This is a genomic window from Noviherbaspirillum sp. L7-7A, assembly GCF_019052805.1.
GTDB lineage: Bacteria > Pseudomonadota > Gammaproteobacteria > Burkholderiales > Burkholderiaceae_D > Noviherbaspirillum_A.
On sequence record NZ_JAHQRJ010000001.1, the window covers coordinates 2,718,916 to 2,739,895 of the forward strand.

The following is a 20,980-nucleotide window of genomic DNA, read 5'->3' on the forward strand; positions in this document are numbered from 1 at the left end:
CTTCAGATGGTGCGTGAGTAGCGCGGCGTGTCAGCCTGGCGCGATTGCAGGTAACGATCGAACACCATGCAGATATTGCGTATCAGCAGGCGGCCGCGCGGACTCACCGAGATCCATTCGGCATCGATGGTCAGCAGGCCATCCTGTTCCAGCGTCTTCAGCTGGGCCAGCTCGGACTCGAAGTAGGCGGCGAAGGTGATCGGATAAGCCTGCTCGACCGATGCGATGGACAGTTCGAAATTACACATCAGCATCTGGATGATGAGCCGGCGCAGCACGTCATCCATGGACAGCCGGATGCCGCGCGCGATCGGCAGCTCGTTGCGGTCGAGATGGCTGTAGTAGGCATCGAGCGTCTTGACGTTCTGGCTGTAGGTCAGGCCAACCGCGCTGATGGCAGACACGCCGCAGGACACCAGGTCGGCGTCGGCATGCGTTGAATAACCCTGGAAGTTGCGATGCAGGCGGCCCTGGCGCTGCGCCACGGCGAGCTCATCGTCCGGCTTGGCGAAATGGTCCATGCCGATGTACACATAGCCGGCGGCGCGCAGCTTGTCGATGCACAGCTGCAGCATGCGCAGCTTCTCGTCGGGCGCCGGCAGTTCGGCATCGAGGATGCGGCGCTGCGGCTTGAACAGATGCGGCAGGTGGGCATAGTTGTAAATTGACAGCCGGTCCGGGCTGGCGGCGATCACGCGCTCCAGCGTGTCTTCCATGGTGTCGCGCGATTGCCGCGGCAAGCCGTAGATCAGGTCGATGCTGACCGAGCGGAAGCCGGCGTCGCGCGCGGCCTGGATGATGGCGCGGGTTTCCTGCTCGGGCTGGATGCGGTTGACCGCCTTCTGCACATCGGCATTGAAATCCTGCACGCCCAGGCTGATGCGGTTGAAACCCTGCTGCCGCAGCGCATGCACGCGCTCGACGCTGACCGTGCGCGGGTCCACTTCGATCGAATATTCGCCTACGGCGTCGGGCGCGAACTGGAAGCAGCGGCGCAGGTGCGCCATCAGGTCGGCCATCTGCTCATTGGACAGATAGGTTGGCGTGCCGCCGCCCAGATGCAATTGCTCGACGTGGTTGAATCCGGCGAACAGCTGCCCCTGCAATTCGATCTCGCGCTTCAGGTAGCTGAGGTAGGTCGCCGCCTTCTCGCGGTTCCTGGTCACGATCTTGTTGCAGGCGCAGTAGTAGCACACCGTGTCGCAGAACGGGATGTGCAGGTACAGCGACAGGGGATGCAGGCCGCCGCGGTTGCGCACATTGGCGACCGCCTGCAGGTAATCACCGTAATCGAATGCTTCGGAAAACCGGTCGGCGGTGGGATACGAGGTATAGCGCGGACCGAGCTGGCTTTGTCGCTTGATCAATGCCGCATCGAACTCTACAACCGGAGCAGCGCACACGGCTGCATGAGGGGCCAACATAATCTTTCTCCTGCGGCCTGACGGGTACGGACTGCACCATCGATTCAGGCGAGTGCAGTGTAAGAACGGGGAGGGCCGATTTCCTTGATGTAAGTCAAAATGGTCCGAGCCCCTTGTTTTAACAGTGTTTTTGGCGTTGGCTAATCTGCAAGCCATGTGCATTTAGGCTATCCTTGTCGCCTTTAGCAGATCGCCATCCTCTCGCCTTGCCCATCCGGAGCGACGCCCTTGTTCCACGCCTTCGGGCCTGGGCTGCATCGTGCCTCGCGCTGCGCCGGCATCGCAAAAAAAACAATGCATAAACCCGATCAGACTGACCAGGCCACTCCGCCAACCCCAGGCCCGGCGCTTCATCCCGGCATTACTTCCTCGGCGCTGGCCATCATGCTGGCCGCGCTGGCCATGCTGGGACCCTTCGCGGTCGACACCTACCTGCCTGCCTTTCCCGACATCCAGGCCACGCTCAATGCCAGCGCCATCCAGGTGCAGCAGACGCTGACGGCCTACATGCTTTCGTTCGGCATCATGACCTTGTGGCATGGCGCCTTGTCCGATGCCTATGGCAGGCGCAACATCATCCTGATCTCGCTGGCCGCGTTCGCGGTTGCCACGCTGGCCTGCGCGTCGGTGCACAGCGTCGAGTACCTGTGGATCTTCCGCGTGATGCAGGGCATGTCGGCCGGCGCCGGCGTGGTCATTGGCCGCGCCATCATCCGCGACCTGTATGCCGGCGCGCCGGCGGCGCGGCTGCTGTCGCTGGTGACGATGATCTTCTCGGTGGCGCCGGCGATCGCGCCCATCATCGGCGGCTGGATCGTCAAGCTGGCCAACTGGCGCGCCATCTTCATCGCGCTGTTCTTCTACACGGCGCTGCTGTTGTGGTACTGCTACCGGCGGCTGCCGGAAAGCCTGCCGCCGGAAAGGCGCCAGCCCTTCAACCCGCATCACCTGTGGCAAAGCTACCGTTCGGTATTCCGCTCGCAGCTGTTCCATCTGGAGGCCGGCACCATCGCCTTCAACTTCGCCGGCCTGTTCCTGTATGTGTCAGCGGCGCCGGTATTCATTACCCAGCACCTGAAGCTGGGCGCGGACCAGTTCGCCTGGCAGTTCGTGCCCTCGGTGGCCGGCATCTTCTTCGGCGCGCTGGCGGTCAACCGCCTGGCCGGGCGCTACTCCATCCAGCGCCAGGCGCGCATCGGCTTCACGCTGCTGCTCGGCGCGGCCAGTGCCAACCTGCTCTATCATCTGCTGCTGCCGCCGGCGCTGCCATGGTCGGTGCTGCCGCTGTTCTTCTACACCTTTGGCATGTCGATGGTGGCGCCCGGCGCCACGCTGCTGGTGCTCGACCTGTTCCCCGATATCCGCGGCATCGTGGCTTCCTGCCAGTCCTGCGCGATGACGGTGCTGGCATCGGCGGTGTCGGGCCTGGTGGCGCCGCTGCTGTGGGACTCGGTGCCCAAGCTGGCCGCGGGCCAGCTGGCGCTGACCGGCATCGCGCTGGCATTGTGGCTGCGCGCCGGACGCCTGCGGCAGCGCATCGGGTAGGGTTTTGCCGATCTATCCTTGCTGCCAGGCGATCGGATGGCCGTGGGGATATTGCCAACACATCCCCCTTTTTGATTGCACGCAACCGGCCGCATTGACTCGCTCGTGAGGCCTGCTGCGCCTGCCTACACTGTCTGTTTGACATGCAGCGGAGCGGATGATGGCCACAGGCAAGGACGGCGACGTCGAACAGGTAGCGGCGCAGCAGCGCAAGATACAGCAGGAAACCGACCGGCGCGACGCCAGCAAGCCCGCCGAGCCGGAGCAGGAAGGCGCGGTGCAGGCGGGCGAGCGCAAGCAGCCGGAGCCGCCCTTGCCGCAACAGCATCTGGTCAAGCCCGGCCTGGAATCGGACCTGAAGCCGCGGCCGCAGTTCGAGGCGCCCGGCTACAAGGGCAGCGGCAAGCTGGCCGACATGGCGGCCATCATCACCGGCGGCGATTCCGGCATCGGCCGCGCAGTGGCGGTGCTGTTTGCGCGCGAAGGCGCGGACGTGGCCATCGTCTACCTGAATGAACACAGCGATGCCGAGGAAACCCGCCAGCATGTGGAGCGCGAAGGCCGGCGCTGCCTGCTGATCCCGGGCGACGTGAAGGACGCCGCCTTCTGCCGCGACGCGGTGGAACGCACGGTGCGCGAATTCGGCAAGCTCGATGTGCTGGTCAACAATGCCGCCTTCCAGGAACATGCGGATGGCCTGGCCGACCTGACCGAAGAGCATTTCGACCAGACCCTGCGCACCAATGTCTATGGCTACTTCCACATGGCCAAGGCCGCCCTGCCGCACCTGAACAATGGCGCTTCCATCATCAACACCGGCTCCGAGACGGGTCTGTTCGGCAGCGCCAAGCTGCTCGACTATTCGGCCACCAAGGGCGCGATCCATGCCTTCACCAAGGCGCTGGCAAGCAACCTGGTGTCACGCGGCATCCGGGTCAATGCGGTTGCGCCGGGGCCGGTCTGGACGCCGTTGAATCCCGCCGACCGTCCGGCTGATGAAGTGGCCCAGTTCGGCGCCAGCACCGACATGAAGCGCCCGGCGCAGCCCGAGGAGATATCGCCGGCCTATGTGTTCCTGGCCTCGCCTGTGTGCTCCAGCTTCATTACCGGCGTGGTGCTGCCGGTAATGGGCGGCGTGACCGGCGGCCAGTAAGCAATAGGCAACGCGGAAAGGAAAACCCATCATGAGCAAACTGGACCAGGAAGACCGCGACGACCTGCCGAAGCGGGAATTCGCCTTTCCCAAACAGCGCAAGGAGCCACTGGAAGATGCGGGCCACGTACGTAATGCAATAGCCCGCTTCAATCAGGTCAGGGATGTCAGCGACGATGAGCGCGACGAGGCATGGCGGCGCATCATTGCCGCAGCCCGCAAGTTTGGCGTCGAGGTTGCCGAAGGCAGCTGGCGCGAACTCAAGGTTAGCGGCAAGAGCAAGTAAGCCGAATCAATCCTTGAACTGGGCGCGGATGATCTTCAGCAGCAGTTTCTGCATCGGGTTGGCATTTCCGCCCGGCCGCCAGGTGAAGCGCAGCTTCTGCTCGTAGGCATCGAACTGCATGCTCCACGGCGCCGGCCTGACCTTGCCGCGGCCCAGCAGGATCTTCAGCACCTGGGTGCCGGTAAAGCCCGCGCACAGCTCGCAGGACATGATGGTCGACGGCCCACGCTCCTCGGCGAAATGCACTGCCTCTGGCGCCACCAGGTAGTGCCGGTGCAGCGCCTTGGGCGCCAGGCCTGCCATGAAGCGCAGCAGTTGCTCGCGGCGGGTCTGGCCTTCCAGCAGGAAGTAATCCTCGAAGCTCATCCTGCCCGGCTTGAAGTACAGGAAGCCCACACCCATGCCCAGCGGCGCGGCTGTGACTGCCGGAATATTGCGCTTGTAGCATTCGGCAAACAGCAGGCGGCGCGACTCCACCGAGAAGTAATCGATGCTGTCGATGTAGATGTCGACATCCTTCAGGAAGGCATCCACGTTCTCGGGCGTGACGCCTTCATTGAAGACCCGGATGTCCGCCGTGGGATTGATATCCCTTGCCATGCGCGCCAGCGTGTCCGACTTGGGCTGCCCCACCGTGGACATCATCGCGCCTGCCTGGCGGTTGAAGTTGTGCACTTCGAAATGATCGAAGTCGGCGATGGTGAAGTTGCCTATGCCCAGCCGGGCCAGCGTCAGCAGATGTCCGCCGCCTACGCCGCCCAGCCCTGCGATCGCGGCACGCGCGTTGCGCAGCCGGCTTTGCTCATCGACGGTGACCCAGCCGATATTGCGCGAGAAGGCCTGCGAATAATTGAATTCAGTTTGCATGATGAACGACTGCGGTACTGCAAGGCAGTGGTCGGCTCAAGGCCTTGCCGCATGCGTCGAAAACGTGAAAGGAGGAAACTGTACCAGAAAAAAAGCGTCTATCAGTCAGGGCTTTGACTTAGTCCCACACTAACCCGACGGTTCTCGACGATGATTCTTGATAGTTGTCAAATGTCATCTTATAGTCGGGCTCCGATTCCCGGCATCCAACCCTGCAACAGCAAGAACAGGAAGGCTTAATGAGCACAGGCAAAACCCGCGACGAAATCGCAGAAGCATATTCCTCCGAGCCATGGTGGTATGACCTGCGCGGCTTCTTCATTCTCACATTCGCCTACAACAGCACCATCAATACCCAATTGCGTTTCTTCGGTCCGCATTTCGGGCCGAACCATCTGGAGGTGGCATGCGGTACGGGCACGCTGCTGGAGCTGGTGCTCAAATGGCGGCGCTGGAAGAGGATGAAGCCGGTGAAGGTCACCGGCATCGACTACGCTCCCTCGATGCTGGCTGGCGCGAAGAAGCGTTTCGCCAAGGACCCGAATGTGACGATCCAGCATGCCGATGCCGCCGACCTGCCCTTTCCGGATGCATCGTTCGACACCGCCAATATCGCCAACTCCATCCACTGCTTTCCGACCGTGGACGGCGCGCTGCGCGACATTCACCGGGTACTGAAGCCGGGCGGCACGCTGGCGGCCAATGTGCTGCTCTATCCCGATGGCTTGCCGCCGCTGCGCTGGGCGGCCCAGCGCATCAACGACTGGGGCATCAGGAAAGGGATCCTGTATAGCCCCTTCGAGGAACATGACATCCGCCAGCGCCTGATTGCCGCCGGCTATGAAATCTCGCGCGAGTTCAAGTCCGGCAATACCTGGAATGTGGTGGCGCGCAAGCCGGTGAAGCCGGCATAGAGGGTTGCCATGGATCCCGGGAGAGATCCATGGCACGCCTGAACGTTCAGCCCAGCGACACCAGGCGGCCGTGGATGCCGGCCTCTTCGCGGGGCGAGAAGAAATAGGGGTAGAGCGAGCGGGTGGTGTCGGGGTTGTCGCTGGTGCCGCCGTACTTGTGGATCTGCTCCTCCACATAGCCGATGTCCACCCACAGCAGCACCGCCGGCGCATTCACGCGCGGATTGGTGCGGATCTCGCATTGCCGCCTGAAGCCCAGCATGGTTTCGTAGAAGCGGCGGTGGCGCGGATTGACTTCGATGAAGACGTCGGTGCAGTTATGCATGCGCCGGCCGTAGATGAAGACGATGTGGAACAGCGAGGCCAGCGCGAATTTGGAGCGGATATCCGGATCGAACGCCAGCTTGGTCAGCTCGCACACCTTGCCGCCCGCGTTGCGTCGCTTGTCGATCTCGGGCTTGAAGATCTCGTCGGCCAGCAGGCCTTCCTCGGAATCGATGCCAAGGGTCACCGTGCCGATGACCTTTTCCTTGTCGGAAGCGGTCAGCGTGATGCGGGACGGGCTGGCCTTGACCTGATGCGCGCTGCCATAGCCGCGCCACGCATACATCTTGTTGATCAGCATCGAGGCTGAGTTGCGGCCGCTCTCGGTGTCGGCCAGGCGGATGCGGAAGTTCTTCTGCTCGATGACGAGGTCGTCGGCATCATCGGGAATCGCGGTACTGTCCAGGCCAAGGGCATGCACATCGCCGATCAGTCCATTGCCGTCGGGAGCATCCAGCGATTTGTTCGGTCCGATCTTGCCGGACATCAGATGGGGAATCTATTAGATGATCGCCGGAGTTCCATGTTTCCCTAATGCGATAGTGTCAAACTTTCCACCGAAGTGGCGCCTCTGCTTGCCTGATAAATTGCCGCCAGCGCATTGACTGCGTTGGCATTGCCCTGGTCAGTATGCAGCACTGCCAGTTGCCTTTCAATTGCTGCCTTGTTCTGCTTCTCGCTGATCGGGCAGAAGAAGTAGGGGTACAACGATTTTTCAGCATTGTCATGGCTGCTGGTGCCACCCATCTTCTGGATCTGCTCCTCGACATAATCGGTTTCAACGCACAGCAGGTAAGCGGGCGCATTGACCCGTGGATTCATCTTCTTGGGGCCATGCTTCTTGAAGCCCAGCATGCGCTCGTAGAAACGACGATGCCGCGGATTGACTTCAATGAAGATGTCGGTGCATTTTTGCACGCGCCGCAAGTAAATGAAAATAATATGGAATAGCGATGCTAAAGCAGTTTTGGAACGTGTCGTAGGATCAAACGCAAGCTTCGTTAATTCACATACCTTGCGGCCACGCGCGCGGTAGGCATCGACCTCGTCCTTGAAGATTTCATCCGCCAGCAGGCCGGAGGGGGAGTCGATACCGAGGGTGATCGTGCCGATGACCTTGTCCTCTTCGGAGATCGTCATGGTGACGCGGTGAGGATTTTCCTGCAGGGGATTGTTTACTGTATAGCCACGCGATGCATACATCCTGTGTATCAGGGAGCTGGCATGACTACGCACCGTTTCGGTGTTGGCAAGACGGATCTGGAATGTTCTTTCGTCAACATCAAGTTCATGAGCATCTGTCTCGTCGGGCTGTTCGGCGCGTACTTGCCTGATCGTTACTTCGGGCTGTGCATCCTGGCCATTCAGCTCGTGCTCCAGATAGGTCTTGCTTTCTTGATAGTCAAACACTGTACAGGCTCCTCGTCACAAATATTACTCGATAGAAAATAGTTGCTGAATTAAAAAATTACCCTGCGAACAAGGTTTTGACTAAATGCAACACGCGAGATTAGAAGGGGGTGCCGCCAATAGGTTCGCGAAGTGCAAAATTAGGCGACGAACGGCATGTTTTTCCCTGAATAAACTATTTAAATGACATCAAACACGGGTAAAAAGGTGATTTCGGCATGCATAGGCTGGTATGCGCGACAAGATGAAATGCACGTCAAGTCCGCATAGCTGACAGATTTACAATGTCGTTTCAGGCTGATTTTGTTAAACCGTAGTCAACAAGACTTGCCGAAATCGCTACTTATGCAGAAGAACATTTAAGAAAACCATGCCTCCATAATGAGGCAAGTCGAAAAGCCAGACTGTCTGGCGTTTGCCAAACGTGCAAGTCAGAACTATTTACTATGCCGGATCAGGCCGTCGGCAGACGCCTGTGCAAGACAATCGCGGCACTAGTCCTTATAAGATGTCGGTTATTTTTTTCGTACTTGTTGCCTAACCGGTTTTCCTCTCCCCACCGCTTCCCTGGCTCGGCCAGACCCCTCTCCCGTAGATACAACCTTTTAGTTTCAAGCCCCTCTGGTACAGCAATTATTAATCCAGTGCCGGACGAATTCGGGCGTTGAGAATAATCAATTCCCAAGTTGATTTCTTTGCGCTTAAACAATAATTAAGTTTCACGCGAAATTTAATGAAATTTATCAACTATTTCATTAAAGAAAGCTTTTACCAAAAGAAACCATTTAATTTTGTAATTCTTACAAGAAACGATTATTCTTGGAAATATTAATTGTTTGAACTTTGTCGATTATTTTTACACAGCTCAATTTCATTTAGGAAAATAACTTATTAACTCTTTGAAAATAAAGGATTATATTTAGTTGGCACACTAAATGCTATGTGTTGAAAGTCGGACAATAAGTTAAAAATATAAAACGAAAACACCACGACTTTAGGGGCTAATCCAATGCAGGGGAGGCTCGGAAAGTTGATTACATTTAACACTCTCGGAGAAACAAAATGAAAAAAATGGTTAGCAAGACTCTGGTAGCAGCTGCAGTCACCGCAGCTCTGGGCGTTTTCAGTTCCGGCGCAATGGCGCAAACAAACTTCCCTGATTTCGTCGTGAATGAAACGATCGCCGGAGGCACCTTGACCGGCATTACCGCAGACAAGATCACCGGCAACTACACCGAAGTAATCACCTTCTCCGGCAACACCTTCCAGGCTTCGCTGCTGTGGAACGCCGGCCAGTTCGTCGCCAACAACGGCACCACGCCGGTTGCATCGAATCTCAGCCCCACCGGCGGTACCGCTGCCCAGTACGGCATGTATGCGCTGTACCAGGCTACCGGCACTTTCACCCAGTCCGGCGGCGTGACCACGTTCAACTTTGCGCCTAGCGCCGGCAGCAGCCTGCGCCTGTTCCTCGATCCGAACTCGAACACCACCTTCGGTGCACCGGGATCTGGCTCGGTGGCATGGACCACGGGCGCCTCCGGCGACGATATCCTGATCGCCAACGGCACCCCGACGACCGGCCAGGGTACGCTGGACCCGAACCTGCCGACATGCGGCACTGGCATCAACTGCGGCAGCTTCGGCGCGACGTCGACCTTCGCGCTGACCGCTTCCGGCAGCCAGTACTTCACCTCGCCGAACCCGTTCTACAACGTGTCGTTCCAGTCCGGCCAGCTGAACAACTTCACACCAGCCGGCACCCAGACGATCAACGGTTCCCTGGACGTGGTGTTCAACAACGCCGTGCCTGAGCCAGCAAGCGTTGCTCTGATCGGTCTGGGCCTGATGGGCCTGGGTCTGAGCCGTCGTCGCAGCAAGAAGGCTTAAGAAGCAACAGAAGGACACTTGCCAGCGCAGCGCGGTGGCAAGCCGGTAACAGGAATCCATGACTGGCAACAGTCATGGATTTTTTTTTGGAGAAGACGTTGATGGCAAGCCGGTTTGCCTGCCGTTTCGGAAATTGCGTAAAATGCACGTTCCCGCGGGTGTAGTTCAATGGTAGAACGAAAGCTTCCCAAGCTCTAGACGAGGGTTCGATCCCCTTCACCCGCTCCAGTTGCCTGGCATTCCTCGCCGCTCCGGCGGCAATATCCCGGCCACGCAGGCCGGCGAGCCGGGGCCAGATCAGGACAGCGTTATCAGGGTGAACAGAAGCTGCCTTGCCGGCAATCCTTTTCCGCGCTTTGGTCCTGTGACATAATCGCGCCGGCCCGCAGGCGCTTGTACAAGCCAGCGCATCAGCTGCCCTCCTGGGCAACCTGCTCCACTGTCCTCGTCCCCGATGTGCCATTGTCCGGCGCACTTTCCCTTACCCATACGACTCCCGCATGTCCGATCACCTCCCTGCCAACGAAGCCGGCAAACCCCTGTTCTACGACCCGACCGAGCGCCGCATCCGAAGCTTCGTGACCCGCGCCGGCCGCCTTTCCCCGGCGCAGGCGCGCGCGCTCGATACCCTGGGGCCGCGCTTCTGCCTGCCTTATCAGAAAACGCCGCTGGATCTCGATGCCGCCTTCGGCCGGGCTGCGCCCACCGTGCTGGAAATCGGTTTCGGCATGGGCGGCACCACGGCGACGATCGCCGCCGGCATGCCGGACAAGAATTTTCTGGGCGTCGAGGTCCATACGCCGGGCGTGGGCAGCCTGCTCAAGCTGATCGGCGAGGAGCAACTGGAGAATTTGCGCCTGATCCAGCATGACGCCGTCGAAGTGGTGAATCACATGCTGGCGCCGCAGTCGCTGGCCGGCGTGCATGTCTTCTTCCCCGACCCCTGGCACAAGGCGCGCCATAACAAGCGCCGCCTGGTGCAGCCGGACTTCGTCGCGCTGCTGGCATCCCGGCTGGCGCCGGGCGCCTACCTGCATTGCGCCACCGACTGGGAAGACTATGCGCAGCAGATGCTGGAGGTGCTGGGCGCCGAGCCCTTGCTGCAGAACACGGCGCCAGGCTTTGCGCCGCGGCCGGACTACCGGCCCGTGACCAAGTTCGAGAACCGCGGCCTGAAGCTGGGCCACGGCGTCTGGGATCTGGTATTCGTCAAGCGCGGATAGGAGCCTGCGCGCCGGAAGTTTCAGCCTCAGCCAGGATGGTGGAATACCTGGCGCAGATAGGCCAGGAAGGTCTCGTCGGTGCACATCGTGCCCTTGCCTGGCGAGTCCGACAGCTTGGCCACCGGCTGGCCATTGCACGACGTGAGCTTCATCACGATGTTCAGCGGCTGGATGCCGAGATCGTTGGTCAGGTTGGTGCCGATGCCAAAGCCGGTCTGGGTGCGTCCGGCGAAATGGCGGTACAGCTGGAATGCCTTCGGAATGTCCAGGCCGTCGGAGAACACAAGGCGCTTGGTATTGGCATCGACCCGCAGCTTCGCATAATGAGCCAGCGCCTTCTCGCCCCATACGATGGGGTCGCCGGAGTCATGCCGCAGGCCATCGAACAGCTTGGAAAAGTACAGGTCGAAGTCGTTCAGGAAGGCATCCATGCCGACCACGTCGGTCAGCGCGGTGCCCAGGTCGCCCCGGAATTCCTGCACCCAGCCTTCCAGCGCCGCCTTCTGAAAGTCGCGCAGGCGCACGCCGAATGACTGATAGGACTGCAGGTATTCATGGGCCATGGTGCCGATCGGCACCAGGTTGTGCTTGCGCGCCAGGTAGACATTGGACGTGCCCTTGAAGTACATCGGCACTTCGCGCGCCAGGGTGGCCAGCACTTCGTCATGCCACTCGCCGGAAAAGCGACGGCGGGTGCCGAAGTCGAAGAAGGAAAAGCTGTGCTTTTCCGGCAGCTCCTTGCTGAAGCGGCGCAGCAGCTCGATCTTCTCCGCCAGGCGGCGGCGCCCTTCCTCGATGGCCGGCTCCCTGGCGAAACGCCGAAAATAGAGCTCGTTGACGATATACAGCACGAAAATTTCAAAGCCCATCACATGCACCTGCGGGCCGACGGCGCGGATGTGCAATGCGTCGCCTTCGGTGGTGACCTCGATGAACTTGCGCTGGAAGCGGAATACGGTCAGGAAATCGACGAAGTCGCTTTTCATGAAGCGCAGGCTGCGCAGATAGGCCAGTTCCTCGTCGCGGAAAGTGAGCCGGCACAGATGGTCCAGTTCCCGGTCGACTTCTTCCTTCAGCTCAGACAGCGGGAACGCTGGCGTATTGCGCAGCGCAAAGGTGTATTCGGTCTGGGCGCCGGGATGGCTGTGCAGCAGCGCCTGCCACATCGTGAATTTATAGAGATCAGTCTCCAGAAGACTGCGTACTACTGCCGTCATTGCTTGTCCTTGGCTGTGATGAATGCGCGTTGCGAAACAGGATATTAAAGGAACAAACAAATTGGCACCCTGCTTTTGCGCGGGCCAAGTTCCAGCGTTAATTAAACGACATCAAAAAAATAGCCATTCATGAATCACATGTCTGATATGCGCACAATCAATTGGCCATATTTTCCCTTAGCCAACATAATTCGTTCTGTCTCCTCTATCTCCTTCAGGAAATAGATTCAAGCCCGCTTTTTACAGCGGGCTTTTTTTCCATTCCGGCACGGTTTGCAATCTCGCGCGACGTGCCGTCAAGCATGTTTGACAACAGGACCGTTGACCTTGAACCTGCCGACCTGCCACGTCCATTCCTTTACCCACGACAGCAAGGCGGTCATTCACGGCCAGTGCATGGTCTTTCGCACCGTTGCCGGTTACGCCCGCGGCAACGATGAGGCGATGAAGGCATTGATGGAATTTTTCCGCTGCTCCGCCTCGCATGCCTTCCTGCTGCCGGCCTCGAGCGTGTACGGCGAAGAAGGCTTGGACCTGAAGGCATGGCGCCAGGCGCCGGTGCTGAACGTCGGCGATCAGGTCTGCGACGAGCTCGGCCGCCTGTATGAAATCGAGCTGTCGTCCGAGCGCAACCTCAACCTGAGGCAAATCACATACTTACACTGAATATGGATGCATTTGCTGACGCAGCATGCCTGAAGGTCTATCATGCGGGTCGACTACGGAACCTGCCGGTTGAATTCCTACCTAACGACCTTACCTGCTACCCCTTACCGCATGACCCGCATGTGTTCAAGCGCAATGCCGGGCGCTGATGCAATTACGTAAAACGCAAGTCTTGTCCGACCTGATATCGACGCAATGAAAAATACCCCGAAAACACTTACTCTGTCCGCCAAAACCGTCAAGCCGGCCGCGAGCGCCGCGGCCCAACCCAAAGCCATGCTGGTAGAACCGCTCGATCCCGCGCAGACCGCGGCGCCAGTGACGGTGGTCAGGAAGCGTTCGCGTCTGGTATCCCAGGCGGAAGCCACGACATCCGCGCCGGTCGCGCAGGGTGATGAAGCACCGGCACCCGCAGCCGCGGCTGGCCCAGCACGTCCGGCCACCGTGAAGAAGGTGGCGGCCAAGGCGGTGTCGAAGGCGGAAGCGGCCAAGCCGCAGCCGGCCGCCGAGCCGCGCGGGACCGCGCCCGCGGTCAGCCAGACGACCGACGCCGCCGCGCTGGCCGCGATCGATACCTCCGGCTATGTGCTGCCCTCGGTGAAGGTGCCGGGCCGGCGCGGCCGCAAGCCGTCCGAATTCACGCCGGAAAACGATGAAGTCGCGGCGTTGAACGCGGTCGAGCGTGCCGAACTGAAGGCGGCCAGCAAGGCCAAGGACCGCAAGAAGGCAGGCAAGGACGACGAAGGCGCGACCGAAGAGGAAATCCAGCACCGCCTGCAGCAGATCCGCACCCTGATCAACCTGGGCAAGGAACGCGGCTTCCTGACCTATGCCGAGATCAACGACCATCTGCCGACCAACGTCGGCGACGCTGAAGCGATCGAAACCATGATCGGCACCTTCAACGACATGGGCATTGCGATCTACGAGCAGGCGCCGGATGCGGAAACCCTGCTGCTGTCGGATAACGTCGCCACCGTGGCCAGCGACGATGAAGCCGAGGCGGCCGCCGCCACCGCGCTGTCGACTGTCGATTCCGACTTCGGCCGCACCACCGACCCGGTGCGCATGTACATGCGCGAGATGGGCGCGGTGCCGCTGCTCACGCGCGACGGCGAGATCGAGATCGCCAAGCGCATCGAAGGCGGCCTGCGCGACATGATCCAGGCCATCTCCGCCTGCCCGACCACGATTTCGGAAATCATTGCCGCCGCCGAGCGCCTGGAAAAGGATGAGATCAAGGTCGACGATATCGTCGACGACCTGGTCGACCTGTCCACCGGCGCGGATGCGGCGCCTGCCGTAGCCGCCAGCGACGACGAGTCGGACGACGAGGACGACGAGCTGGAAGACGAGGAAGAAGAGGAAAGCGGCAGCGCTGCCAGCGCCGGCGGCGCCTCGACCTTCTCCGGCGAACAGCTGGTCCAGTTGCGCAAGAGCGTGCTGGAGAAATTCGCCACCATCCGTACCCAGTTCGACAAGTTGAACCGCGCAGCCGCCAAGGAAGGCTACGGCTCGCCGGCCTATGCCAAGGCGCAGGAAGTGATCTCGCATGAACTGCTGGGCATGCGCTTCACCGCCAAGACCGTGGAAGCGCTGTGCGACACGCTGCGCGCCCAGGTCGATGAAGTGCGCCATATCGAGAAGCAGATCCTGGCCCTGGCCGTGGACCGCTGCAACATGCCGCGCACCCACTTCATCAAGGTGTTCCCTGGCAATGAGACCAACCTGGAATGGGTGGACGGCGAAGTCGCCGGCAACCATCCGTACAGCGTGGTCCTGGCCCGCAACGTGCCGGCCATCAAGGAACTGCAGACCAAGCTGGTGGCGCTGCAGGAACGCGTCGCGCTGCCGCTGCCCGAACTGCGCCGCATCAACAAGCAGATGGCTGCCGGGGAAATGCGCACCCGTCAGGCCAAGCGTGAAATGACGGTGGCCAACCTGCGCCTGGTGATCTCGATTGCGAAGAAGTATGTGAATCGCGGCTTGCAGTTCCTGGACCTGATCCAGGAAGGCAATATCGGCCTGCTGAAGGCGGTGGACAAGTTTGAATACCGTCGCGGCTTCAAGTTCTCGACCTATGCGACCTGGTGGATCCGCCAGGCCATCACCCGCGCCATCGCCGACCAGGCGCGCACGATCCGGGTGCCGGTGCACATGATCGAGACCATCAACAAGATGAACCGCATCTCGCGCCAGATCATGCAGGAGACCGGCAGCGAGCCGGACCTGGCGACGCTGGCCGAGAAGATGGACATGCCCGAGCACAAGATCCGCGAAGTGATGAAGATCGCCAAGGAGCCGATCTCGATGGAAACCCCGATGGGCGAGGATGGCGACACCCAGCTCGGCGACTTCATCGAGGACAACAACACCCTGGCCCCGGTGGACGCGGCGCTGCATGCCTCGATGCGCAATGCGGTCAAGGAAGTGCTGGACTCGCTCACGCCGCGCGAAGCCAAGGTGCTGCGCATGCGCTACGGCGTGGAAATGTCGACCGACTACACGCTCGAAGAGGTGGGCAAGCAGTTCGACGTGACCCGCGAGCGCATCCGCCAGATCGAAGCCAAGGCCATGAACAAGCTGCGCCATCCGTCGCGTTCGGACACGCTGAAGACCTTCCTGGAAAACATCTGACCGGGATTCCTGTTCGAACAGAAAAGCCGCCGAGAGGCGGCTTTTTTTTATCGTGTTTCATGGCGCGGCTGGCAACCGTTCTTGCGGCGGAGGATGGCGTGGCATGCGCCTTTTTGCCGTATTGATGCGCCCTGCCCTACTTCGTCAGCCGCAATATCTCCGCGCCAAGGATGGCGAAACAGGGCTTGAGCCCGGCCGCGTCGCGTGCATGGCAATGCACGCCAGCCGGCTGCGACGGCTGCCTGCAGCGCGGCGGCGCATCGGCGCTGTTGGCCATGCACTTGAGCATGTCGCTGCCGCTTTCCGCGTCGGCGCCGGCATACTGCAGCAGTTCAGGCCCGAGGCCGATGGTATAGACATGGACGCCGTCGGCCCGCGCCCGCGCGGCCATCGCTTCGGCCAGGTTGCGCGCTGCGCGGTTGACATTGGTCCAGTCTGGCGTCGCGCCAACGCTGCGCGGCGTGCCGCCCACCACCGGCAGGTCGGTGTGCTCGCCATGGGCGTTGTAGTACCGTGGCAGCGCCTGCGGTGAAAGACTCACCGTAGCGCAGCCAGGGACCGGCTCTTCCTGGCGGTCCATGCGCCACAGGCCGCGCACGCTGCTGCCGTCGATGTCACTGATCAGCACGCCGGCAAGGTCGCAGCCCGCAGGCGCGGCCACGCCGAAGCGGGAAGCCAGCGCAGTCGGCACGCCGTCCGAGAAGAACACCATCACGCGCAGGCTGGAGCGCTGCGCGGCAGGCACGCTGTTCAACTGCGCATGGCCTTGCCACAAGCCTTCCGCCGAATTGGTATAGCCCGAGAACTGCGTCGCTGCCAGTTGCCGGCGCATGGCGGGCCGGTCGAAGCCGCGCTGCCCGGCGCGGATCGGCATGTCCACCACCGCGCCGTAGGCGAAGCGGACCAGCGCCACGCGATCGGTATCGGGACTGAAGCGTTCCAGGAACAATACGGCGGCATCCCTTACCTGCTGCGCCACCGGCGCCAGCGAGCTCGAGACATCCAGCACCAGCGCCAGGTCGAGGTCGCGCCGCACCGCCTGCGCACTGGCCACGACATCCATGTTGGTAAACCCCATGACCGTGGTCAGGCCGAGCGGCAGGGATGCGCTGGCGCTGGCGTCCACCAGCACCCTGCCCTGCTCGAAGGACAGTTGCGGCGCGCCCAGCAGCGGCACGGAGCCGAGATAGTTCTCGGGATAGTTGGCCCGGAATGCGCGCCCTGCCGCCGCTACCGCGCTGGCCTTGCGGCTGTCGGCATCCTCGCCGCGTGTGACGGCGCGCGCCGCGGCCAGGCCAGCCGCATCGACCGCCGCCGCCAGCCGCACGCGCACCAGGTAGGCCCGGCCGGAATCGAGCGCCATGCCGGCCACGGCCACCAGCAGCACCAGCAACAGGGCGGTCAAGGGCAGCACCTGGGCTGACTGGCGGATGAAGTGGCGCATGGGGTCGGGATCAGAACAGGGTCAGCGCATGCATCTCGGTTTCCAGGCCCGGCAGCAGCGGGAACCATGGCCGGAAGCGGTAACGCGCTTCGAACGCATGGACCACCTCGCCATCGTCCGGCGTGCCGCCTTCGGGCAATATCGCCATGCCCATCGGCACCGTGCAGCCACCCCCGTCATCCCAGGCGGCGCAGCGGGCAACCTCGGCACGCGCATCCAGTCCGCCGGCCAGCCAGCGGTACTGCTCCAGGGCCAAGGGCACGCTGGCGCTTCCCATCACCCGGGTGACGAACAGCATGCCGTCACGCCGCATGTCCAGCGGCGGCGCGCTCGCGGCCAGAGTGTCCATCATGGCTTGGCTGCTCGCTCCCAGCGGCCCGAAACCGCGCGCTGCCATGCTGGCGCCCTCGCGGCTGATCGCCACCAGTACCAGATGGGTCTGCAGTGCGCGTGCCAGGTCGGCGACCGGGAGCGCCAGCAGCACCAGGAACGGCAGCAGCAATGCCGCCTCGATGGCGGCGGCGCCGCGCTGCAGGCAGACCGGCCGGCGCCTCATTCGAAAGCCTCTTTGCGCATGCTGGCAGCCACGCTGAATTGAAATGCCTCGCCCAGCATGGGCCTGAGCAGCGGCGTGGCGACCGGCCAGCGGCAGTCCAGGCGCAACAGCAGCATGCTGCCGCCCGCACCGAAGAGGCCGGCCGGCGGACTGGCGCCATCAGACGGCACCGTGATGCCATTGACATGCAGCACCGGGTGAACAAGGCCATACAGTCCCATCGATTGTTCGGCAATGCGGCCCATGACCAGGGCCTCGCGCATGGCGCCGCCCGCGCCGGTAACCGCCAGGCGCGCGCCTTCGCGCACGGCATGCTGCATGGTCAGGCTGACCCAGAACAGGATCGCCAGTTCCAGTATCGCGAAGAACAACAGCAGCACCACGGGCGCCACCAGCGCGAACTCCACCAGCGTGCCGCCGCGGCGGCGTTGCGGCCGGCGTGCAGCCAATGCAAGGGCAGCGCGGCTCATGATGCCGCCCCCGACAGCAGTGCCTGCCGCACCTGGATAGAGGCCGGGCCAAGCAGTACCAGCAGCAGCGACGGAAAGATGCAGAAGATCAGCGGGAACAGCAGCTTCAGGGCCAGCCTGGCCGCCCTTTCCTCGGCAAGCAGGCGGCGGCGCAGCCGCAACTCGGCCGCATGCTGGCGCAATGCGGCGGCCACGCCGGTGCCGAAGCGCTCGGCCTGCGCCAGCACCGCCGCCAGCGCCTGCAGTTCATGCAGGCCGGTGCGCTGCGCCATGGCACGCAAGGCCGCCTGCCGACCGGCGCCGGCCCGCAGTTCGAGCGAGACCTGCTCCAGTTCCGCCGCCAGCTCGGGCGCATGGAGCGCCATGTCGGCGCTGACCCGGGCAATTGCCGCGTCGATGCCCAGGCCCGCTTCCAGGCACACCACCAGCAGGTCCAGCAGGTCCGGAAAGGCATGCGCCAGTGCCCGCCGGCGCCGCCGGTCGCGCAGGCGCCGCAATAGGCCCGGGCCCGGGCCCGGCTCCCTGCGGCGGACCAGCGCCGCGCCGCCGGGCGCGGCTGTTTTCATCTTCCGCAAGCGGTAAGCAGCTGGACCGGGCAGCATGCGCCGGGCCAGCAGCAGGATGATGCCGAACACGGCGGCAAAGAGCGCCAGCATGGCGCCCGCGTGACCGGCGCCGCTCATGATGCGCTCCGCACCAGGACCCGCATCCACCCTACGCCCGCCACCAGCAGGGCCAGCGCCGTCAGCAGCAGGCTGCGGCCGGTTTCATCGGTCCAGAGCAGGCTCATGAACTGCGGATGCGCCAAGTGCAGGCCGGCCGCCAGCACGAAAGGCAGCAGCCCCAGTATCCATGCCGACAATCTGGCCTCGGCCGTATGCACGCGGATCTGGCCGCGCAGCTTCTGGCGTTCCCGCACCAGCGCGGCAATGCCGGCCAGCAGTTCGGTCAGGTTGCCGCCGGTGTCGCGCTGTATCAGCACCGCCACCACGAAGCAGCCGATATCGCCGCCGGGATTGCGCAGCGCCATCCGGCGCAGCGCGTCGGCCAGAGAGGCGCCGTATCCCACTTCATCGACCAGGATGCGAAACTCGTCCGCCAGCGGCGCCTCGGTATCGTCGGCCACCAGCCGCAGGGCGGAAGGCAGCGCATGGCCGGCGCGCAGCGCGCCGCACAGCAGGTCCAGCGCATCGGGCAGCTGCGCCTCCATGCGCGCCAGGCGCCGGCGCCGGCGGTGCAGCGCAAACAGCGAAGGCAGGCCGGCCAGGCCCAGCGTCAGCAGCAGGAAGGGCGCAACCTTGATGCGCATGCCAGCCTGCGCCAGCAGCTTCTCGACCGCGCCGGCAAAGGCAAAGCGCGACAGCCACTGGCGCAGCAGGCGGGCATCCGCCAGCCTGCCCTGCTTGATGATGGAGCCGCCCGGCTGCCGGCCTGGCGGGCCGGCATCGCGCAACCGCTCGCGCAGGCGGGTCGATGGCGGCATGGTGTCGTCCAGCATCGCCAGGCTGATGCGCAGCCCTTCAATGAGCATCAGCACTACCAGGAAGACCGTAAGGCCGAGGATCAGGGCGTCATTGCTCATGCCATCCCCCGCGGCGCCGCGGCAAACAGCGCGGCCGGCAAGGCCACGCCGCGGGCCTGCAGGCGTTCACAGAAGCGCGGATAGATTCCGGCGACCGCAAAGCTGCCTTCGACCGTGCCGCAGGCGGCCACGCCGGTCTGCCGGAATGCAAACACTTCCTGCATGGTCACCATATCGCCTTCCATGCCGGTGATTTCCTGGACGCTGGTTACGCGCCTGCGGCCATCCGACAGCCGTGCGACCTGTACCACCACGGTGAGTGCCGACGCGATCTGCTGCCGCGCCGCCCGCGGCGACAACTGCATGCCCGCCATGCCCAGCATGTTCTCCAGGCGCGTCAATGCATCGCGCGGGCTGTTGGCATGAATGGTGGCCATGGAGCCGTCATGCCCGGTGTTCATCGCCTGCAGCATGTCCACCGCTTCGGCGCCGCGCGCTTCGCCCATGATGATGCGGTCCGGCCGCATGCGCAGCGCATTGCGCATCAGCGCGCGCGGCGTGACCTCGCCGCAGCCTTCCACGCTGGGCGGGCGGGTTTCCAGCCGGACCACATGCGGCTGCCGCAGCTGCAGCTCGGCGGCGTCCTCGATGGTGACGATGCGCTCACCCTCATCGATGAAGCCGGACAGGATGTTGAGCAGCGTGGTCTTGCCGCTGCCGGTGCCGCCCGACACCAGCAGATTGATGCGCGCCCTGGCCAGGCCTTCCAGCACCTGCGCCATCGGCTCCGTCAGGCTGCCGCTGCGGCACAGCTCGGCCATGGTCAGCGGCATGACCGCAAAGCGCCGTATCGACAGGCAGGGGCCATCGATGGCCAGCGGCGGAATCACCACATTGACCCGCGAGCCGTCGGCCATGCGGGCATCGACCATCGGACTGGCCTCGTCGACCCGGCGGCCCACCCGCGACACGATCTTGTCGATGATCTTCATCAGGTGCGCATCATCCCGGAAATGCGCGGCGGTGCGTTCCAGCCGGCCATGGCGCTCGACATAGATGCGGCCGCTGCCATTGACCAGGATGTCCGACACCGCCGGGTCGGCCATCAGCGGCTCCAGCGGTCCCAGGCCGAACATCTCATGCTGGATGTCGCGCAGCAGCAGCCGCCGCTCGGCCTCGTTCAGGCCGGCATGGCCGGCTGTCAGCATGTCGTCGAGCAGTGCCCGCAACTGCGCCGATACCTCGGCCTGCGGCAGCGCTTCGAGCGCCCGCAGGTCTATCTGCTCCAGCAACTGGCGATGCAGGCGGGCCCGGAGCTCGTCATTGATGAGCGATACGCTGGCGGGCCCCTGAGCGAGCGGCAGGCCTGATTCGAGACGGTGACGCAATGACATCATGGGTCTCCTTTGCCTTCGTTGATTTCATCTGCTGC

19 protein-coding genes and 1 tRNA gene are annotated in these 20,980 nt (G+C 62.6%); 9 read left to right on the forward strand and 11 right to left on the reverse strand.

Annotation, left to right across the window (positions count from 1 at the left end; all coding sequences use genetic code 11):
* Positions 1-2: 2 nt before the first annotated feature.
* Positions 3-1,424 (reverse strand): oxygen-independent coproporphyrinogen III oxidase, encoded by a 1,422-nt coding sequence (hemN, locus tag KTQ42_RS12400; protein WP_217345774.1) that lies wholly within the window; start codon positions 1,422-1,424, stop codon positions 3-5.
* A gap of 294 nt (positions 1,425-1,718) precedes the next feature.
* Here hemN and KTQ42_RS12405 point away from each other — a divergent pair, with 294 nt between their 5' ends.
* The 3 genes from KTQ42_RS12405 to KTQ42_RS12415 all read left to right on the forward strand — a co-directional run bounded on the left by KTQ42_RS12405 (position 1,719) and on the right by KTQ42_RS12415 (position 4,408).
* Complete coding sequence (locus tag KTQ42_RS12405; protein WP_217345775.1) at positions 1,719-2,969, forward strand: multidrug effflux MFS transporter; 1,251 nt, start codon at positions 1,719-1,721, stop codon at positions 2,967-2,969.
* A 157-nt stretch (positions 2,970-3,126) separates the two neighbouring features.
* Complete coding sequence (locus KTQ42_RS12410) at positions 3,127-4,122, forward strand: SDR family oxidoreductase (protein ID WP_217345776.1); 996 nt, start codon at positions 3,127-3,129, stop codon at positions 4,120-4,122.
* A gap of 31 nt (positions 4,123-4,153) precedes the next feature.
* On the forward strand, positions 4,154-4,408 hold the full coding sequence (locus KTQ42_RS12415) for a DUF6582 domain-containing protein (RefSeq protein WP_217345777.1): 255 nt from the start codon (positions 4,154-4,156) through the stop codon (positions 4,406-4,408).
* 6 nt (positions 4,409-4,414) lie between these two features.
* Here KTQ42_RS12415 and KTQ42_RS12420 read toward each other — a convergent pair whose 3' ends face one another.
* Positions 4,415-5,275: a ThiF family adenylyltransferase gene (locus tag KTQ42_RS12420; protein ID WP_217345778.1), complete on the reverse strand. Its 861-nt coding sequence runs from the start codon at positions 5,273-5,275 to the stop codon at positions 4,415-4,417.
* A 239-nt stretch (positions 5,276-5,514) separates the two neighbouring features.
* Here KTQ42_RS12420 and KTQ42_RS12425 point away from each other — a divergent pair, with 239 nt between their 5' ends.
* A complete protein-coding gene (locus tag KTQ42_RS12425; RefSeq protein WP_217345779.1) occupies positions 5,515-6,189 on the forward strand; it encodes a class I SAM-dependent methyltransferase in 675 nt (224 codons plus the stop codon).
* Positions 6,190-6,235: 46 nt separating this feature from the next.
* Here the strand turns inward: KTQ42_RS12425 and KTQ42_RS12430 are convergent, their stop codons facing one another.
* Both KTQ42_RS12430 and KTQ42_RS12435 read right to left on the reverse strand, forming a co-directional pair.
* Positions 6,236-7,000 (reverse strand): N-acetyltransferase, encoded by a 765-nt coding sequence (locus KTQ42_RS12430; protein WP_249222738.1) that lies wholly within the window; start codon positions 6,998-7,000, stop codon positions 6,236-6,238.
* Between the two features lie 44 nt (positions 7,001-7,044).
* A complete protein-coding gene (locus KTQ42_RS12435; RefSeq protein WP_349292145.1) occupies positions 7,045-7,923 on the reverse strand; it encodes a GNAT family N-acetyltransferase in 879 nt (292 codons plus the stop codon).
* 1,062 nt (positions 7,924-8,985) lie between these two features.
* Between KTQ42_RS12435 and pepA the strand changes: the two genes are divergently transcribed.
* The 3 genes from pepA (at position 8,986) to trmB (ending at position 11,036) form a co-directional block, all read left to right on the forward strand.
* Positions 8,986-9,813: a flocculation-associated PEP-CTERM protein PepA gene (pepA, locus tag KTQ42_RS12440; RefSeq protein WP_217345780.1), complete on the forward strand. Its 828-nt coding sequence runs from the start codon at positions 8,986-8,988 to the stop codon at positions 9,811-9,813.
* 154 nt (positions 9,814-9,967) lie between these two features.
* A tRNA-Gly gene (locus KTQ42_RS12445) sits at positions 9,968-10,041 on the forward strand.
* Positions 10,042-10,313: 272 nt separating this feature from the next.
* Positions 10,314-11,036 carry a tRNA (guanosine(46)-N7)-methyltransferase TrmB gene (gene trmB / locus KTQ42_RS12450; RefSeq protein WP_217345781.1) on the forward strand — a complete coding sequence of 241 codons (723 nt, stop codon included), beginning with the start codon at positions 10,314-10,316 and terminating at the stop codon, positions 11,034-11,036.
* Between the two features lie 26 nt (positions 11,037-11,062).
* Here trmB and pncB read toward each other — a convergent pair whose 3' ends face one another.
* Positions 11,063-12,253, reverse strand: coding sequence for a nicotinate phosphoribosyltransferase (pncB, locus tag KTQ42_RS12455; protein WP_217345782.1), 1,191 nt, complete (start codon positions 12,251-12,253; stop codon positions 11,063-11,065).
* A 327-nt stretch (positions 12,254-12,580) separates the two neighbouring features.
* Here pncB and KTQ42_RS12460 point away from each other — a divergent pair, with 327 nt between their 5' ends.
* Together KTQ42_RS12460 and rpoD are read left to right on the forward strand one after the other, a co-directional pair.
* Entirely contained in the window at positions 12,581-12,919 is a 339-nt protein-coding gene (locus tag KTQ42_RS12460) for a hypothetical protein (RefSeq protein ID WP_217345783.1), read from the forward strand.
* A 195-nt stretch (positions 12,920-13,114) separates the two neighbouring features.
* Positions 13,115-15,556 carry an RNA polymerase sigma factor RpoD gene (gene rpoD / locus KTQ42_RS12465; protein ID WP_217345784.1) on the forward strand — a complete coding sequence of 814 codons (2,442 nt, stop codon included), beginning with the start codon at positions 13,115-13,117 and terminating at the stop codon, positions 15,554-15,556.
* Between the two features lie 136 nt (positions 15,557-15,692).
* Here rpoD and KTQ42_RS12470 read toward each other — a convergent pair whose 3' ends face one another.
* From KTQ42_RS12470 to KTQ42_RS12495, 6 genes are read right to left on the reverse strand one after another with little or no spacing between them, the layout of a single operon-like run.
* Positions 15,693-17,000 (reverse strand): vWA domain-containing protein, encoded by a 1,308-nt coding sequence (locus KTQ42_RS12470; protein ID WP_217345785.1) that lies wholly within the window; start codon positions 16,998-17,000, stop codon positions 15,693-15,695.
* Between the two features lie 10 nt (positions 17,001-17,010).
* Entirely contained in the window at positions 17,011-17,556 is a 546-nt protein-coding gene (locus KTQ42_RS12475; RefSeq protein ID WP_217345786.1) for a TadE/TadG family type IV pilus assembly protein, read from the reverse strand.
* Positions 17,553-18,026 carry a TadE family protein gene (locus tag KTQ42_RS12480; RefSeq protein WP_217345787.1) on the reverse strand — a complete coding sequence of 158 codons (474 nt, stop codon included), beginning with the start codon at positions 18,024-18,026 and terminating at the stop codon, positions 17,553-17,555. Before KTQ42_RS12480 ends, KTQ42_RS12475 begins: the two co-directional genes overlap by 4 nt.
* Complete coding sequence (locus tag KTQ42_RS12485; protein WP_217345788.1) at positions 18,023-18,709, reverse strand: type II secretion system F family protein; 687 nt, start codon at positions 18,707-18,709, stop codon at positions 18,023-18,025. Before KTQ42_RS12485 ends, KTQ42_RS12480 begins: the two co-directional genes overlap by 4 nt.
* On the reverse strand, positions 18,706-19,608 hold the full coding sequence (locus KTQ42_RS12490) for a type II secretion system F family protein (protein WP_217345789.1): 903 nt from the start codon (positions 19,606-19,608) through the stop codon (positions 18,706-18,708). Before KTQ42_RS12490 ends, KTQ42_RS12485 begins: the two co-directional genes overlap by 4 nt.
* Positions 19,605-20,942 carry a CpaF family protein gene (locus tag KTQ42_RS12495; RefSeq protein WP_217346942.1) on the reverse strand — a complete coding sequence of 446 codons (1,338 nt, stop codon included), beginning with the start codon at positions 20,940-20,942 and terminating at the stop codon, positions 19,605-19,607. Before KTQ42_RS12495 ends, KTQ42_RS12490 begins: the two co-directional genes overlap by 4 nt.
* Positions 20,943-20,980: the final 38 nt, after the last annotated feature.